Source organism: Pectobacterium sp. CFBP8739 (genome assembly GCF_013449375.1).
GTDB lineage: Bacteria > Pseudomonadota > Gammaproteobacteria > Enterobacterales > Enterobacteriaceae > Pectobacterium.
Genome location: NZ_JACDRR010000005.1, coordinates 473,940 through 488,989 on the forward strand (window position 1 = coordinate 473,940; position 15,050 = coordinate 488,989).

12 protein-coding genes are annotated in these 15,050 nt (G+C 51.0%); 6 read left to right on the top strand and 6 right to left on the bottom strand.

Going from position 1 to position 15,050, the window contains the following annotated elements; all coding sequences use genetic code 11:
* Positions 1 to 176 precede the first annotated feature (176 nt).
* Complete coding sequence (gene purT, locus H0247_RS02945; protein ID WP_180741172.1) at positions 177 to 1,355, top strand: formate-dependent phosphoribosylglycinamide formyltransferase; 1,179 nt, start codon at positions 177 to 179, stop codon at positions 1,353 to 1,355.
* Between the two features lie 84 nt (positions 1,356 to 1,439).
* On the opposite strand, the gene H0247_RS02950 is transcribed toward purT, so the two are convergent.
* Positions 1,440 to 2,081: a bifunctional 4-hydroxy-2-oxoglutarate aldolase/2-dehydro-3-deoxy-phosphogluconate aldolase gene (locus tag H0247_RS02950; RefSeq protein WP_180741173.1), complete on the bottom strand. Its 642-nt coding sequence runs from the start codon at positions 2,079 to 2,081 to the stop codon at positions 1,440 to 1,442.
* 167 nt (positions 2,082 to 2,248) lie between these two features.
* Complete coding sequence (gene zwf, locus H0247_RS02955) at positions 2,249 to 3,724, bottom strand: glucose-6-phosphate dehydrogenase (RefSeq protein ID WP_180741174.1); 1,476 nt, start codon at positions 3,722 to 3,724, stop codon at positions 2,249 to 2,251.
* Positions 3,725 to 4,108: 384 nt separating this feature from the next.
* On the opposite strand from zwf, the gene H0247_RS02960 reads away from it, so the two are divergent.
* The gene (locus tag H0247_RS02960) at positions 4,109 to 4,978 is read left to right on the top strand and encodes a MurR/RpiR family transcriptional regulator (protein WP_180741175.1); all 870 of its coding nucleotides are present in this window, start codon (positions 4,109 to 4,111) and stop codon (positions 4,976 to 4,978) included.
* Between the two features lie 455 nt (positions 4,979 to 5,433).
* Positions 5,434 to 6,876 (top strand): pyruvate kinase, encoded by a 1,443-nt coding sequence (gene pyk, locus H0247_RS02965; RefSeq protein WP_180741176.1) that lies wholly within the window; start codon positions 5,434 to 5,436, stop codon positions 6,874 to 6,876.
* A gap of 142 nt (positions 6,877 to 7,018) precedes the next feature.
* On the opposite strand, the gene lpxM is transcribed toward pyk, so the two are convergent.
* The 3 genes from lpxM to znuA form a co-directional block, all read right to left on the bottom strand.
* Positions 7,019 to 7,990, bottom strand: a complete 972-nt coding sequence (gene lpxM, locus H0247_RS02970) for a lauroyl-Kdo(2)-lipid IV(A) myristoyltransferase (RefSeq protein ID WP_180741177.1) — start codon at positions 7,988 to 7,990, stop codon at positions 7,019 to 7,021.
* Between the two features lie 190 nt (positions 7,991 to 8,180).
* Positions 8,181 to 9,503: a murein DD-endopeptidase MepM gene (mepM, locus tag H0247_RS02975; protein WP_180741178.1), complete on the bottom strand. Its 1,323-nt coding sequence runs from the start codon at positions 9,501 to 9,503 to the stop codon at positions 8,181 to 8,183.
* 12 nt (positions 9,504 to 9,515) lie between these two features.
* Positions 9,516 to 10,535: a zinc ABC transporter substrate-binding protein ZnuA gene (znuA, locus tag H0247_RS02980; protein ID WP_180741179.1), complete on the bottom strand. Its 1,020-nt coding sequence runs from the start codon at positions 10,533 to 10,535 to the stop codon at positions 9,516 to 9,518.
* 76 nt (positions 10,536 to 10,611) lie between these two features.
* On the opposite strand from znuA, the gene znuC reads away from it, so the two are divergent.
* Both znuC and znuB read left to right on the top strand, forming a co-directional pair.
* Entirely contained in the window at positions 10,612 to 11,370 is a 759-nt protein-coding gene (znuC, locus tag H0247_RS02985; RefSeq protein WP_180741180.1) for a zinc ABC transporter ATP-binding protein ZnuC, read from the top strand.
* Entirely contained in the window at positions 11,367 to 12,152 is a 786-nt protein-coding gene (gene znuB, locus H0247_RS02990) for a zinc ABC transporter permease subunit ZnuB (protein WP_180741181.1), read from the top strand. Before znuC ends, znuB begins: the two co-directional genes overlap by 4 nt.
* Before the next feature lie 83 nt (positions 12,153 to 12,235).
* Here znuB and H0247_RS02995 read toward each other — a convergent pair whose 3' ends face one another.
* Positions 12,236 to 13,195 (bottom strand): LacI family DNA-binding transcriptional regulator, encoded by a 960-nt coding sequence (locus H0247_RS02995; RefSeq protein WP_180741440.1) that lies wholly within the window; start codon positions 13,193 to 13,195, stop codon positions 12,236 to 12,238.
* Positions 13,196 to 13,653: 458 nt separating this feature from the next.
* Between H0247_RS02995 and H0247_RS03000 the strand changes: the two genes are divergently transcribed.
* Positions 13,654 to 14,982 (top strand): PTS sugar transporter subunit IIC, encoded by a 1,329-nt coding sequence (locus tag H0247_RS03000; protein WP_180741182.1) that lies wholly within the window; start codon positions 13,654 to 13,656, stop codon positions 14,980 to 14,982.
* Positions 14,983 to 15,050 lie beyond the last annotated feature (68 nt).

Genomic DNA, 15,050 nt, shown 5'->3' on the forward strand with positions numbered 1-15,050 from the left:
CATAAAACGTTAACTCTACAAGAAGAGTGGCACGATTGATCGGCAATGCCAAGGCACGCCCTTATCACTTGGTGCGCTTTTGCGCACCGCATTCCAATCATGCCCTCTTTAATGCGCACGCAAACGTTTTCGTTTATACTGCGGCTATTTTTCACAACCCGATCAGGTATAAGGTTATGTTAACGATTGGAACCGCCCTGCGTGCGGATGCCACACGAGTGATGCTGCTTGGCTCCGGTGAATTAGGCAAAGAAGTGGCGATTGAGTGTCAGCGCCTGGGAATCGAAGTGATTGCGGTCGATCGCTATGCCGATGCCCCCGCCATGCAGATTGCGCATCGCAGCCACGTCATCAATATGTTGGATGGCGATGCATTGAAAGCGCTGGTTGAAGCCGAACGTCCTGATTATATCGTGCCGGAAATTGAGGCTATCGCCACCGACATGCTGGTCACGTTGGAAAAGCAGGGTCACCATGTTGTTCCCTGCGCCGAAGCCACACGCCTGACGATGAACCGTGAAGGTATCCGCCGTCTGGCAGCCGAAACGCTCGGCGTTCCTACCTCCACCTACCGTTTTGCCGATAGCGAAGAGAGTTTTCGTCAGGCCGTAGATGCGATTGGTTATCCCTGCATTGTGAAACCGGTCATGAGTTCATCCGGCAAAGGGCAAAGCCTGATTCGCTCTGCGGAACAATTAGCGCAAGCGTGGAACTACGCCCAACAGGGCGGACGCGCAGGCGGTGGGCGTGTCATCGTGGAAGGGTTGGTGAATTTTGATTTTGAGATCACGCTGCTAACCATCCATGCCGTTGACGGTATTCATTTCTGTGCGCCTATCGGGCATCGTCAGGAAGATGGCGATTATCGTGAATCCTGGCAGCCACAGCAGATGAGTGCACTGGCGCAAGAGCGCGCGCAAAAGATGGCCAGCGATGTTGTGAAAGCGCTCGGTGGCTATGGTCTCTTTGGTGTTGAACTGTTCGTCTGTGGCGATGAGGTCATCTTCAGCGAAGTGTCCCCTCGTCCGCACGATACTGGCATGGTAACGATGATTTCTCAGGATCTCTCCGAGTTTGCCTTGCACGTTCGCGCGTTTCTAGGGTTACCCATTGGCGCAGTTCGTCAATATGGCGCATCGGCTTCCGCTGTGATTTTACCGGAACTCGATAGCAATAATGTGCGCTATCAGGGGCTGGAAAGTGCACTACTCCCTCATACGCAAATTCGCCTGTTTGGTAAGCCGGATATCAGCGGTAAACGTCGCATGGGCGTCGCATTAGCCAGCGCAGAAACCACGGACGATGCGGTGGCAATCGCCAAGCGCGTCGCGGCAGGTGTAAAAGTCAGCGGCTGATAGACTGCTGCCAACTGGGTAAGACATGAGATAAAAAAAGGCCACTCACTACGAGTGGCCTTCGTCATTCAGTCACGAGCAAACTTAGGCTTTTGCACCTGCAACGGCTTCACACGCCAGTTCGGTAATACGCGCGTAATCACCGCTTTCCAGCGCATCGTTCGGCACCAGCCATGAACCACCGACGCACAGCACGCTTTTCAGCGCCAGATAATCGCGGTAGTTATTTGGCGTAATGCCACCGGTTGGACAGAAACGGATCTGAGCAAACGGACCCGCGATCGCCTGGAGCGCTTTCACGCCACCGTTAGCTTCCGCTGGGAAGAATTTGAACTCACGCAGGCCGTAATCCATACCCAGCATCAGTTCAGACACCGTGCTGATACCCGGAATCAACGGGATGTTGCCTTCAATCGCGGCTTTCAGCAACGGCTCAGTCAAGCCGGGGCTGATGGCGAACTGGGCACCTGCATCCACAACGGCGGCCAACTGCTCAGGGTTTGTCACCGTACCAGCACCCACGATGGCTTCCGGTACTTCTTGCGCAATCGCGCGGATCGCGTCGATGGCACAGTCGGTACGCAATGTCAGTTCCAGAACGCGAACGCCGCCCGCGACTAACGCTTTTGCCATCGGCACTGCGTGTTCGAGTTTGTTGACTACAATAACAGGAACAACAGGACCTGTTGTCAAAATCTGTTCCGCGCTCGTTTTCCAGTTTTTCATCAAAAGTTATCTCCAGTCATGCCCGAAGGGCATCATTAATTATATAGCGCGCCCCTGCCACAGGGATCTGCGTCGCCGCAGATGTCCGACCGCACCGTTAGCCATACATTAAACTGTGGGATACTGAACGTTATCCGCATCCCAATTACTGACTTATTATCAAAGAATTACTCAAACTCATTCCAAGAGCGGCCATCGCGGGTAATCATCGCCACGGATGCCACTGGCCCCCAGCTTCCCGCCTGATACGGTTTCGGTGCATCATTGTCCATCGCCCACGCATCCATGATGGAATCCACCCATTTCCAGGCCTCTTCAACCTCATCACGGCGAACGAACAGTGCCTGAATGCCGCGCATGCTTTCCAGCAGCAGACGTTCGTAAGCATCGGCCAAATGCTGCTGATTAAAGGTTTCCGAGAAGCTCAGATCCAGTTTCACCGTTTGCAGGCGGTGTTTATGCTCTAATCCCGGAATTTTATTCAGAATCTGGATTTCCACGCCTTCATCCGGCTGTAAGCGAATGATCAGCTTGTTCTGCGGCAACTGCTGGTAAGAATCGTGGAACAGGTTCAGCGCAGGGTTTTTAAAGTACACCACCACTTCTGAACATTTGGTCGGCAAACGTTTACCGGTACGCAGGTAGAACGGCACACCAGACCAGCGCCAGTCGTCAATATCAACGCGAATCGAGACGAAGGTTTCCGTGCTGCTGCTTTTGTTCGCGCCCTCTTCTTCCAGATAGCCCGGCACTTTATGTCCCTGAACAAAACCAGACGTGTATTGGCCACGAACGGTGGTTTCATGCACGTTGGAGCGATCGATACGACGCAGTGAACGCAGCACCTTCACTTTTTCATCACGGATGCGGTCGGTCGTCAAATCAGACGGCGGCGACATCGCAATCATCGTCAGAATCTGCAACAGGTGGTTCTGGATCATGTCGCGCATCTGGCCGGCTTTATCAAAATAGCCCCAGCGCCCTTCGATGCCGACTTCTTCGGCTACTGTGATCTGTACATGGTCGATCGTCCGGTTGTCCCAGTTTGAGGAGAACAGCGAGTTGGCAAAACGCAGCGCCAGCAGATTCAGTACGGTTTCTTTACCGAGATAGTGGTCGATACGATAAACCTGGCACTCATTGAAGTATTCCGCGACCTGATCGTTAATGACGCGAGAAGACGCCAGATCGGTACCCAATGGTTTTTCCATCACCACACGCGCCGGCTCTTTATTCAGCCCAGCGGTTCCCAGCCCTTTGCAGATCGCACCGAATGTGCTCGGTGGCATCGCAAAGTAGTTAATGGTGGTGCGGTTTTTCTGGTCAAGCATCTTGCCCAGTTTGTTAAACGCTTTCGTGTCTTCCACATCAAGATTGCAGAAATCCAGCCGACTGCTTAGCGTTTCCCACAACTTGTCGTCGATGGCTTCTTTCATAAAGGTGTCAAGCGCTTCTCGCACGACGCGGGTATACTCCGCTTTATCCCAATCGGCGCGGCCCACCCCGATAATTTTGGTGTCCGCATGGATGTGGCCTGCTTTTTCCAACTGATACAGGGAAGGCAGCAATTTACGGCGCGCCAGATCGCCCTTGGCACCGAAAATAACCAGATCGCACGCTTGGGCTGTTGAAGTTACCGCCATGTTCATCTCCTCGTTGCAGGATGCTGTAATTTTATTACAGCGATAATGTACTCTTTTTGACTACAGCCAGTAAACCCATCATAAAAATGCCAAATAATGGTCGTTATTGGCTGAAAACCACAAATAAATCGGTCTGTGCCACGGCTGAAATCACTTAGGCATTCGCCCTAAAGCGAAATTTTTCGTCGTTTCTGACAGTCGATTACTTTTCTGAAAGTTAGACACATGTCATGTTCTGGCAAAAAAAGGACCTAACTTAACGTGTTGCCCGCTGCCAACCCGTACAGGGTCGTAGTATATTTTCACGACTTGCATTTTTTCACGTAATGCATGCCAGTTGTACCTTTAGTTGAAATTGGAAAAAACTTACATGGCCCTTGTCGTATGAATATGCTGGAAAAAATCCAGAGTCACCTAGAACTCTTGAGCAAATCGGAAAGAAAAGTTGCTGAAGTGATCCTAAGCACTCCGCAGACAGCCATTCACTCCAGCATCGCGACCTTAGCCAAAATGGCCGACGTCAGCGAGCCAACGGTCAATCGTTTCTGTCGCCGCCTTGAAACGAAAGGGTTTCCCGATTTTAAACTACATCTGGCACAAAGTCTGGCAAACGGTACACCCTATGTGAACCGTAACGTTGAAGAAGATGACAGCGTTGACGCCTACACCAGTAAAATCTTTGAATCCGCCATGGCGGGTCTGGAACAGGTGAAATCCAGTCTGGATGTCACTGCCGTCAACCGCGCCGTGGATTTGCTGACGCAGGCGAAAAAAATCTCTTTCTTCGGTCTGGGCGCCTCCGCAGCTGTCGCACACGATGCGATGAACAAATTTTTCCGCTTCAATATTCCCGTCGTTTATTTTGATGACATCGTTATGCAGCGTATGAGTTGCATGAATTCCTGCGACGGTGACGTGGTGGTATTGATCTCCCACACTGGCAGAACCAAAAGTCTGGTCGAAATGGCACAGTTAGCACGTGAGAACGACGCGACCGTCATCGCGATCACCTCAGACGGCACGCCGCTCGCGCGTGAGGCCTCGCTGGCGTTGCGGCTTGATGTGCCTGAAGATACCGATGTCTATATGCCGATGGTGTCTCGCATCGCCCAGTTGACGCTGATCGACGTTCTGGCGACGGGCTTCACACTGCGCCGCGGAGAGAAGTTTCGTGATAACCTGAAGCGGGTCAAAGAAGCCTTGCGCGAATCTCGCTTTGATAAAGATGAGCGATTGATTAACCCCTTTAGGTGATCGCTAAGTTTTACGTTGTGCTTTGTTTTTGAGTTATGTTTTATACCCTAAATAATTCGAGTTTCAGGCAGGCGGCAAGAGAAGGACAAATTCGTCAGGAACGAATTTGACCAGCCAACGGCTGGCCTTCGGTGAGAGACAGGATGTCTCTCATTTCATCCCGATGAGCTTACTCAAGTAAGTGATTCGGGTGACTGAACGTAGCCAACGCACATGCAACTTGAAGTATGACGGGTAATGAAAAATGAGCGGTATCATCTACCCGCTTCATCTTGATATGGTCAGAGAGTACGGGCATGGAAAGATGACGGGGATTACCTGTACAGTATGATAATCAGACTCAACACGATGTTCGGATAACGCAGGTGAAATAGTTTTGTTGTAAAGTGACATTTTGCACCGTTATTCGACGCTTAATCGCAACACTACAGCTTCACAAGTGAACGGAGTTATACATGTCCAGACGGCTCAGAAGAACCAAGATTGTCACCACCCTGGGGCCCGCTACCGACCGCGATAATAATCTCGAAAAGATTATCAGTGCGGGCGCTAACGTAGTACGCATGAATTTTTCTCACGGCACACCAGAAGATCATCTATTACGTGCCAACAAAGTTCGTGAAATTGCGGCTAAATTGGGCCGCCACGTTGCCATTCTTGGCGATCTACAGGGTCCAAAAATTCGTGTTTCTACCTTCAAAGAAGGTAAAATTTTCCTGAATGTCGGCGACAAATTCTTGCTGGATGCCAACTTAGCGAAAGGCGAAGGCGATAAAGAAAAAGTTGGGATCGATTACAAAGGCTTACCGAGCGACGTCGTACCTGGCGATATCCTGTTACTGGATGATGGTCGTGTACAACTGAAAGTGCTTCAGGTTGAAGGCCTGAAAGTGTATACCGAAGTCACCGTTGGCGGCCCGCTGTCCAACAACAAAGGCATCAATAAACTCGGCGGCGGTCTGTCTGCTGAAGCCCTGACGGAAAAAGATAAAGCCGACATTATTACTGCTGCAAAAATTGGCGTCGACTATCTGGCCGTCTCTTTCCCCCGTACTGGTGAAGACCTCAACTACGCACGCCGCCTCGCGCGCGATGCGGGCTGTCATGCCAAGATCGTATCAAAAGTTGAACGTGCTGAAGCCGTCTGCTCAGATGCCGCGATGGATGACATTATTCTGGCTTCCGATGTGGTGATGGTGGCGAGGGGCGATCTGGGCGTTGAAATCGGCGATCCAGAGCTGGTGGGCATTCAGAAGAAATTGATTCGTCGCGCCCGTCAGTTGAACCGAGCGGTCATTACCGCCACGCAGATGATGGAATCGATGATCACCAACCCGATGCCAACGCGCGCAGAGGTGATGGACGTCGCCAACGCCGTGCTAGACGGTACCGATGCGGTCATGCTGTCGGCAGAGACCGCTGCGGGTCAATATCCGGCCGAAACCGTCGCCGCCATGGCGAAAGTTTGTTTAGGCGCGGAGAAAATCCCAAGCATCAATGTCTCCAAACACCGCCTTGATGTGCAGTTTGATAACACGGAAGAATCCGTCGCGATGTCTGCGATGTATGCCGCCAATCACCTGAAAGGGGTAACGGCGCTGATCGCTATGACGGAGTCAGGCCGTACCGCGCTGATGATGTCTCGTATCAGTTCCGGATTGCCGATTTTTGCCATGTCTCGTCATGAACAAACGCTGAACCTGACGGCATTATATCGTGGCGTCACTCCGGTGCATTTCGATAGCTACACGGATGGCGTGGCTGCCGCTAACGATGCGGTGATTCGCCTGCGCGATAAAGGATTCCTGATGTCTGGAGATCTGGTTATCGTCACACAGGGCGACATCATGGGCACCGTAGGCACGACTAACACGATCCGCATCCTGCGCGTGGAATAATCTTTGCCATAGCCGTCAGCTAGCAGGCAGATGGTTTATTTCAGTAAAAAGCCGGACGATCTCTCGACCGGCTTTTTTATCTATGCGGCCAGTGAGTAAGGACAGCCAACGCACAAGCAGCTTGAAATATGACGGGTATAAACTAGTTGCGGTATAAATCATCCCGACAGTACGGTTCAATCTCACCCGGTTTACGGGTTTTCAACAATTTCAGAATCCAGGTGTACTGCTCAGGATTCGGCCTGACCAGAATTTCCACCTCTTCATTCATGCGTCGAGCAATATAGGCATCATCTGCTTCAGCTAAATCATTCATAGGCGGGCGAATAAACACATCCAGACAGCCGTCTTTCGCGTTATACACCGGAAACAGCGGAATGATATCAGCACGGCATACTTTCATAAGCCGTCCGACGGCAGGCAGCGTGGCTTTATAAGTCGAAAAGAAATCAACAAATTCGCTGTGTTCAGGGCCGTGATCCTGATCGGGAAGGTAATAGCCCCAGCACCCAGAACGCACGGAACTAATAAACGGCTTAATGCCGTCGTTACGCGCATGGATACGACCGCCAAAGCGACGGCGTAACCGATTCCACCAATAATCCACCAGCGCATTTTTCTGATTGTGGAACATGGCTGCCATACGCTGCCCGCGCGAAGTCAGTAGCATCGCCGGAATATCGACGCCCCATCCGTGCGGCACCAAAAAGATCACGTTCTTATCTTGTTCTTTAATACGATCCAGAATGTCTTCACCGTGCCAGCGAACATATTTCTCGATTTTCTTTGGGTTACGAATCCCGACTTCCACCATCATGATCATCGACTGAGGCGCTGTCGCAAACATGTCATCGATGATGGTTTCACGCTGTGCTTCCGTTAACTCCGGCATGCAATACAGCAGGTTAATACGGGCACGGCGGCGGGCGCCTTTTGATATTCTCCCGACAAAACGCCCTAACCCACCCAACACCGGATTTCTCAATCGCGCCGGAACATAGGCGGCGAGAGCCATTACGCCAACACCTAACCAAACGCCCCAATAGCGCGGATGAAAAAAGGCGCGTTGAAACTGGGGAACAAATTCAGCGTTCGATTTTTTTTCTTTTTCCATGCCTAAACTCTTCAGATCAATCAGTAAACATCATCATAGTTGCCGCTTAGCGTTTAGCAAACTCGCGACAATACGTAAAAACTCGCCCGCTTAGCAACAAAAATCAGGAGGCCGCGTTCTATAACATGAACCTGTTTTATAAATGAAAATGCCGGCAGCAAGCCACCGGCATAACATGCAGTCGATATCGTTAATCAAACTTAAGCTGCGGCACGACTTCTTTCACCTGCGCCAGATAATCACGACGCTCTTTACCCGCAAGTCCTTCAGAACGCGGCAGTTTAGCTGTTAACGGGTTTACTGCCTGCTGGTTAATCCAGAACTCATAATGCAGGTGCGGGCCGGTTGAACGCCCCGTGTTTCCAGACAACCCGATACGATCGCCACGTTTCACTTTCTGACCGGATTTCACCAATATACGATTCAAGTGCATAAAGTGAGTGGTGTACTGACGACCATGACGGATGACAACATAGTTACCCGCCGCGCCACTGCGTTTCGCAATTACGACTTCACCGTCTCCGACGGCCAGAACCGGTGTACCGACTGGCATAGCAAAGTCGACACCTTTATGCGGCGCAACGCGACCTGTCACTGGGTTCAAACGGCGCGGATTAAAGTTGGAGGAAACACGGAATTGTTTCATCGTAGGGAAGCGCATAAAGCCACGCGTCAACCCAGAACCTTCACGGTCGTAGAATTTTCCGTCTTCAGCACGAATGGCGTAATAATCTTTGCCTCCGGTATTCAAACGAACGCCAATCAGCTCACTCTGTTCACTTTTACCATCGAGTATTTCGCGAGACATCAAAACAGAAAACGTGTCGTCCTTACGTAACTTACGGAAATCCAGTTGCCATTGCAGCGCTTTGATGACGTCACGCACTTCTGCGCTGGTCAAACCGGCATTTTGCGCACTGCTAACAAAACTACCCGTGACTCGGCCATTCAGAACGCTGTTACGCCACTCACCTTTCAGCGTTTCAATACGTTCTTTGAAATCGTCACCGACGCGCTCATAAATGCGCGTTTCACGGCGAGACATCTGCCAGGTCAGGCTTTGCAGATCGCCATTTTCACCCAGTGACCATGAAATTTGCTGACCAATTTTCAGGTTACGCAAATCTTTATTCTGATCGGCGAGTTGGGTAACGTCCGTCATATCAATACCATATTGCGTCAAAATGCTGCTTAAGGTATCGCCCGTAGACACCACATACTCATGTGAACTGCCTTCATCAGCAACTTTATCATCCAGCTCATCTTGTGGAATATCGTCATCTGGCGAGGGCTGGTCTATCGGTTCACTGGCTTCTGGCGTCAGCGTACGGAGTTGGTTGGTTTCCAGATCGATATCTTTCACGATCACTGGAGCATCATCGACGTGGGGATAAACAAAAGGCCGCCAAACAGCAACGGCCAATGTCACAACGGTAAGCGACCCCAGCATGACGCGATGGGGCCGAGGTAAGCTGTTATACGCCAGAGCGATAGTTCGGACTATCTGCTGCACTTATTCGTATCCTCATGATTTTTCCTCCAGACAGCTCACATACTGGTTCGATAGCTGCAACAAGAAATCGGCATAGCTATCTCTACCCAGCGCAATATTGCTTCCCAATGGATCGAGCACACCCGAGCGCACGTCGGTTCCTTTGGCAACAGCATTAATAACGGCTGGCCTGAATTGTGGTTCAGCAAAAATGCATACGGCTTTCTGCTCAACCAACTGTGTTCGTATTTGATGTAAACGCTGTGCTCCAGGTTGGATTTCGGGGTTAACCGTGAAGTAACCCAAGGGGCTTAATCCGTAGTGTTTCTCAAAATAGCCATAGGCATCATGGAACACGAAATAGCCTTTACCCTGCACTGGCGCTAGCATCTTAACAATTTTTTCATCTGCTTGCGCGATTTTATCCGTGAAATAAAGCAGATTCGCGTCTAGTTTGTCCTTATTCTGAGGCATAAGTTCCAATAATTTTGCATGAATGGCAATTGCCGCCTGTTTTGTCATCTCCGGCGACAGCCAAATATGCATATTGAATTCGCCATGATGGTGGCCATCGTCGCCGTCATCATGGGCGGCATGGCTGTGATCATGGCCTTTCTCATGGTCATTATGCGCCTGTTCATGCTCACTCTCATGATCGTGCCCAGCCTCTTTTTCCAGCTCAGATTTAATGTCAGGCAACTCGGAAAGTGCAATCTGCTTTGCGGGTGGAATTTTCGCTAACGGTTTTCCAAGGAAGGCTTCCATTTCCGGCCCAACCCAAATCACCAGATCGGCGGACTGTAAACGCTGGACATCAGACGGGCGCAAGGCATAATCATGGGGCGATGCGCCATCAGGTAACAAAATCTCCGTTGGCGTTACGCCATCGGCAATCGCCGACGCAATGAATCCCAAAGGACGAATTGACGTAATAACCGCCGCGGATGCCGCACTAATTGACATCCCGCTCGCGAATAGCGCGCTGGCAACAAACACACTTTTTAACCATTTTTTTTGCTGAATAGCTTTTTTTTGTTGAATAGATTGCTGCATGAAAATCGCTCCCATCGATTTTTATCGTATTGCCTGTTATAATATAACGTTACATGGGTTGTGCAAGCCGAATTATATGTCCACATTGGTATCACTTAATAATATTTCCGTTACATTTGGCAGCCGAAAGGTCTTGTCAGATATTTCTCTTACCTTGCAGGCAGGTCGAATCCTGACGTTGCTGGGGCCGAATGGCGCAGGGAAATCGACACTGGTGCGCGTCGTTCTGGGGTTACTGTCCCCCACTTCCGGTTCGCTGACTCGGGAGCCCGCACTGCGTATCGGCTACGTTCCGCAGAAGCTGCATCTGGATACCACGCTGCCGTTGACCGTCAGTCGCTTTATGCAACTGCGTCCTGGCGTGAAAAAGCAGGATATTTTACCTGCCCTTAAGCGCGTACAAGCGGCACACCTGCTGGAACAGCCGATGCAGAAACTTTCCGGCGGCGAAAACCAACGCGTGCTATTAGCACGCGCACTGCTCAACCAGCCTCAGCTTCTGGTGCTGGATGAGCCGACACAGGGTGTCGACGTCAATGGGCAACTCGCTCTGTACGATCTCATTAACCAACTGCGGCAGGAATTCCACTGCGGCGTGTTAATGGTCTCGCACGATCTGCATTTGGTAATGGCAAAAACTGATGAAGTCCTGTGCCTTAATCAACATGTTTGCTGCTCCGGTACGCCAGAAGTCGTTTCCCTTCATCCCGAATTTTTAGCGATGTTTGGCCACCGCGGCGCGGAGCAATTGGCGATTTATCGCCACCATCACAATCATCGTCACGATCTACAAGGACGCATTATTCTAAAAAGACAAGGTGGAAACGACGCATGATCGAACTGCTGTTTCCCGGTTGGCTGGCGGGAATATTACTGGCTATTGCGGCAGGTCCGCTCGGTTCTTTCGTCGTCTGGCGGCGGATGTCTTACTTCGGCGATACGCTGGCACATGCCTCCTTACTTGGCATCGCTTTCGGCCTGCTGCTGAACATTAATCTGTTTGCTGCCGTCATCGCCGTGACACTCATTCTGGCTCTGGGGCTGGTCTGGCTGGAGCGGCGTCCCTATCTGGCCGTCGATACCTTACTCGGCATCATGGCACACAGTGCCCTGTCTCTGGGGTTAGTTGTGGTTAGCCTGATGAATAACGTGCGCGTGGATCTGATGGCTTACCTGTTTGGTGATTTGCTCTCCGTCACGACAGAAGATCTGTGGGTCATCGGTGGCGGTGTGATTGTCGTTGTAGCCATTATGCGCTGGCAATGGCGCGCGCTGCTTTCGATGACAATTAGCCCGGAGTTGGCGCACGTCGACGGCGTGAAACTACAGCGCACCAAGCTGCTCCTGATGCTGACCACCGCATTAACAATCGGTATTGCCATGAAATTTGTTGGTGCGCTGATCATTACCTCACTGCTGATTATTCCCGCCGCTAGTGCCAGACGCTTCGCGCGGACGCCGGAACAAATGGCGAGTATCGCGATTATTGTGGGCATGATTGCCGTGACGGGCGGCCTAGCCTTCTCGGCTGGCTACAACACGCCAGCAGGGCCGTCAGTGGTGCTGTGCGCCTCGTTGCTGTTTATTGTCAGCCTGCTTAAGCGGCAACCCGTCTAGCCAGACGCACAATTAAAAAGAAAAGCCCTTCTGAGTATCTATACCAGAAGGGCTTTATATTTTGGACAGTGGATGAACCGCGTTTATTGCCGGTTCGCCATATCGGGAATGATTAAATCACCCCGCAAGACATACGAACCCAGCACGTCTTGTGTTTTCTCATTGAGCCAGGACACGATTCTCGCCGCCACCGCATCCATCGAATATTCAATTGCCGGTATCGCCGGAATGCCCGGAATATCGAGAGATCCCGCCAGACTGAATACCATGATGTCTTTTGGCACAGACTTATTAAACGCCTGAAGCTGCGTAATAACACGCTTGGCTTCCAGCTCATCCGCCACCAGCAATGCATTGAAGTTCAGCGTCGTGCTGTTATTGAGTAATACTTGCAGCGCCACCGACGACGATGAAGACGCATCCATAAAGATCAGGTTACGGTTAAACGGCAAAAAGTTATTTTCCAGCGCCCGCTTATACCCTAAGAGCACCTGTTCCGCGGAACTGCTGGCGGCGGGATTAATCAGCGCGATTTGCCGTCTTCCTTGTCTGATCAGGTAATTGCACGCCGTTTCTGTGGCAAAAGCGTGATCGAATTGCAGACTGTTCGCCGTGTCCGTCTCCATGCAATCGATCAGAATGATGTGCTTATCGGACAGATTCAGCGGAAAACGCGCGCCGATGATTAAGATGTCATCGCACAGGCCGCTGGTCAGTTCATCCAGCACGCTCATGACTTCTGCTCTGCTGCTGGCAAACCGCAACAAGAGATGCTTTTGATGCCGGCTAAAGTGTTTTTCCAGCGCGTAAAGATAGCCAGTCGTCTGGTTGATGTTGTCCTGAGCACAAATGACGCCAATACAGCCCGTTGACTGACTCAGCAGCGATTGAGCGATGACGTTCGGCCGATATTTAAGCTCATCAACCGCTTTTAACACCGCGAGACGGCTGGCTTCCTTTACGCCGCGTGAACCGCTCAACACCCGAGAGACTGTGGCTTTAGACACCCCAGCCAAGCGCGATACATCGTTGATTGTAGACATCATTTTCCCCTGGAAAACGCTAAATCCGACCCAAAATTCTGAACACCAACAGCGCGTGGTATTGTCCGGCAGTATAACCCTTTCTATCCGGCATGGAAACCGATTATCCGTTTCACATCCAATAAGTATTTCTCCCCCTAAGATGTGATGTAAATCTAATTAATATCGTCAGAAATCATCACACATTGACCGCCATCACACTTCCCTTTTCTTTGCATGGAAAACGGTTTCCATATGATATCCAATCATCGTGGCAATAACTTTTTACATTCTGCCTGGCAGAAAATGCGGTCCGCTGCGGAAAAAGTAATGGGTATAGGCTCACGTTCATAACAGGCGGCCATTCGCGATATCGCCGTAACATATTGAGATACCATGCATCACGGCATAAAACGTGGCGATAGCATACTTGGTGACGATCTGCCGCTGCTGCGGCGACACACAAGAAAGGTGTTCACATGGGTTCCTTATATCAATCAACGATTGCTGCGATCGAACAATCGATTACCCCGCTGGCCGGGCGTTTAGGACAACAAAAATATGTGATCGCTATCCGCGATGGCTTTACCGCTGCCCTCCCCTTTATGATCATCGGCTCATTTATGCTGGTGTTTATTTTCCCTCCCTTTTCCGCCGATACCACCGTCGAATTTGCCCGTACTTGGCTCGATTTTTCTATCACCTATCGCGCACAGCTGATGCTGCCTTTCGAACTGAGTATGGGGCTAATGACATTTTTCATCTCCGTAGGTGTCGGTGCCAGCCTGGGACGACAGCTTAATCTCGACTCCGTCATGTCCGGTCTATTGGCGTTTATGGCTTTCCTGCTCGTCGCCGCCCCTTACGCCGATAACAAAATTTCTACCGAGTACCTGTCAGGACAAGGGATCTTCACCGCCTTACTGACGTCCATCTACGCCACCCGTGTTTATGCGGCGCTGAAGCAGCACAAGATTACCATCCGCTTGCCAAAAGAAGTGCCGACGGGGGTCGCCCGTTCGTTTGAAATCCTCATTCCCGTGTTAGTGATTGTCGCGACACTGCACCCGCTCAATCTTTTCATTGAAGCAAAAACAGGCATGATCATTCCCGAAGCGATTATGCACCTGCTGGCACCGCTGGTGTCCGCCTCCGACTCGCTGCCAGCCATTCTTCTGTCCGTGCTGCTGTGCCAGCTTTTCTGGTTCTCAGGGATCCACGGTTCGCTGATTGTCACCGGCATCATGAACCCATTCTGGATGACCAATCTGGCCGTGAATCAGGCCGCGCTGGCGGCTGGCGACGTCTTGCCACATATCTATTTACAGGGCTTTTGGGATCACTATCTATTGATTGGCGGCGTCGGCTCGACGCTGCCGCTGGCCTTCCTGCTGTTACGTAGCAAGGTAGCGCAGTTACGAACCATCGGCCGAATGGGCGTTGTACCGAGCTTCTTTAACATTAACGAACCGATTATGTTTGGCGCGCCCATCATCATGAACCCGATGTTATTCCTCCCCTTTGTTTTCGTCCCAATAGTGAATGCCGTACTGGCTTACACCGCAACCAGAATGGGGTGGCTGGCGCAAGTGGTATCGCTCACACCCTGGACAACACCGGCCCCCATTGGCGCATCGTGGGCCGCAAACTGGAGTTTCAGCCCGCTAATTATGTGCCTGCTGTGCATGGTATTTTCCGCACTGATGTATTTGCCGTTTCTGCGCGCCTACGAACGGACGTTAATAAAAACCGAGGAGCAAAAAATACAGGGTGATTTATCGCTGACAAAAACGGTGAGTAGTAATTAATGGCATAAATAAAGAACTCGCCAAAGAAATTAAATAAAAAGGAAAATAACGCATTCAGTGTCGAGATA

Excerpts from the sequence above, each read along its gene's own strand:
- purT (WP_180741172.1), top strand. The coding sequence starts at position 177 with ATGTTAACGATTGGAACCGCCCTGCGTGCGGATGCCACACGAGTGATG.
- H0247_RS02950 (WP_180741173.1), bottom strand. The coding sequence starts at position 2,081 with ATGAAAAACTGGAAAACGAGCGCGGAACAGATTTTGACAACAGGTCCT.
- zwf (WP_180741174.1), bottom strand. The coding sequence starts at position 3,724 with ATGGCGGTAACTTCAACAGCCCAAGCGTGCGATCTGGTTATTTTCGGT.
- H0247_RS02960 (WP_180741175.1), top strand. The coding sequence starts at position 4,109 with ATGAATATGCTGGAAAAAATCCAGAGTCACCTAGAACTCTTGAGCAAA.
- pyk (WP_180741176.1), top strand. The coding sequence starts at position 5,434 with ATGTCCAGACGGCTCAGAAGAACCAAGATTGTCACCACCCTGGGGCCC.
- lpxM (WP_180741177.1), bottom strand. The coding sequence starts at position 7,990 with ATGGAAAAAGAAAAAAAATCGAACGCTGAATTTGTTCCCCAGTTTCAA.
- znuA (WP_180741179.1), bottom strand. The coding sequence starts at position 10,535 with ATGCAGCAATCTATTCAACAAAAAAAAGCTATTCAGCAAAAAAAATGG.
- znuC (WP_180741180.1), top strand. The coding sequence starts at position 10,612 with ATGTCCACATTGGTATCACTTAATAATATTTCCGTTACATTTGGCAGC.
- znuB (WP_180741181.1), top strand. The coding sequence starts at position 11,367 with ATGATCGAACTGCTGTTTCCCGGTTGGCTGGCGGGAATATTACTGGCT.
- H0247_RS02995 (WP_180741440.1), bottom strand. The coding sequence starts at position 13,195 with ATGTCTACAATCAACGATGTATCGCGCTTGGCTGGGGTGTCTAAAGCC.
- H0247_RS03000 (WP_180741182.1), top strand. The coding sequence starts at position 13,654 with ATGGGTTCCTTATATCAATCAACGATTGCTGCGATCGAACAATCGATT.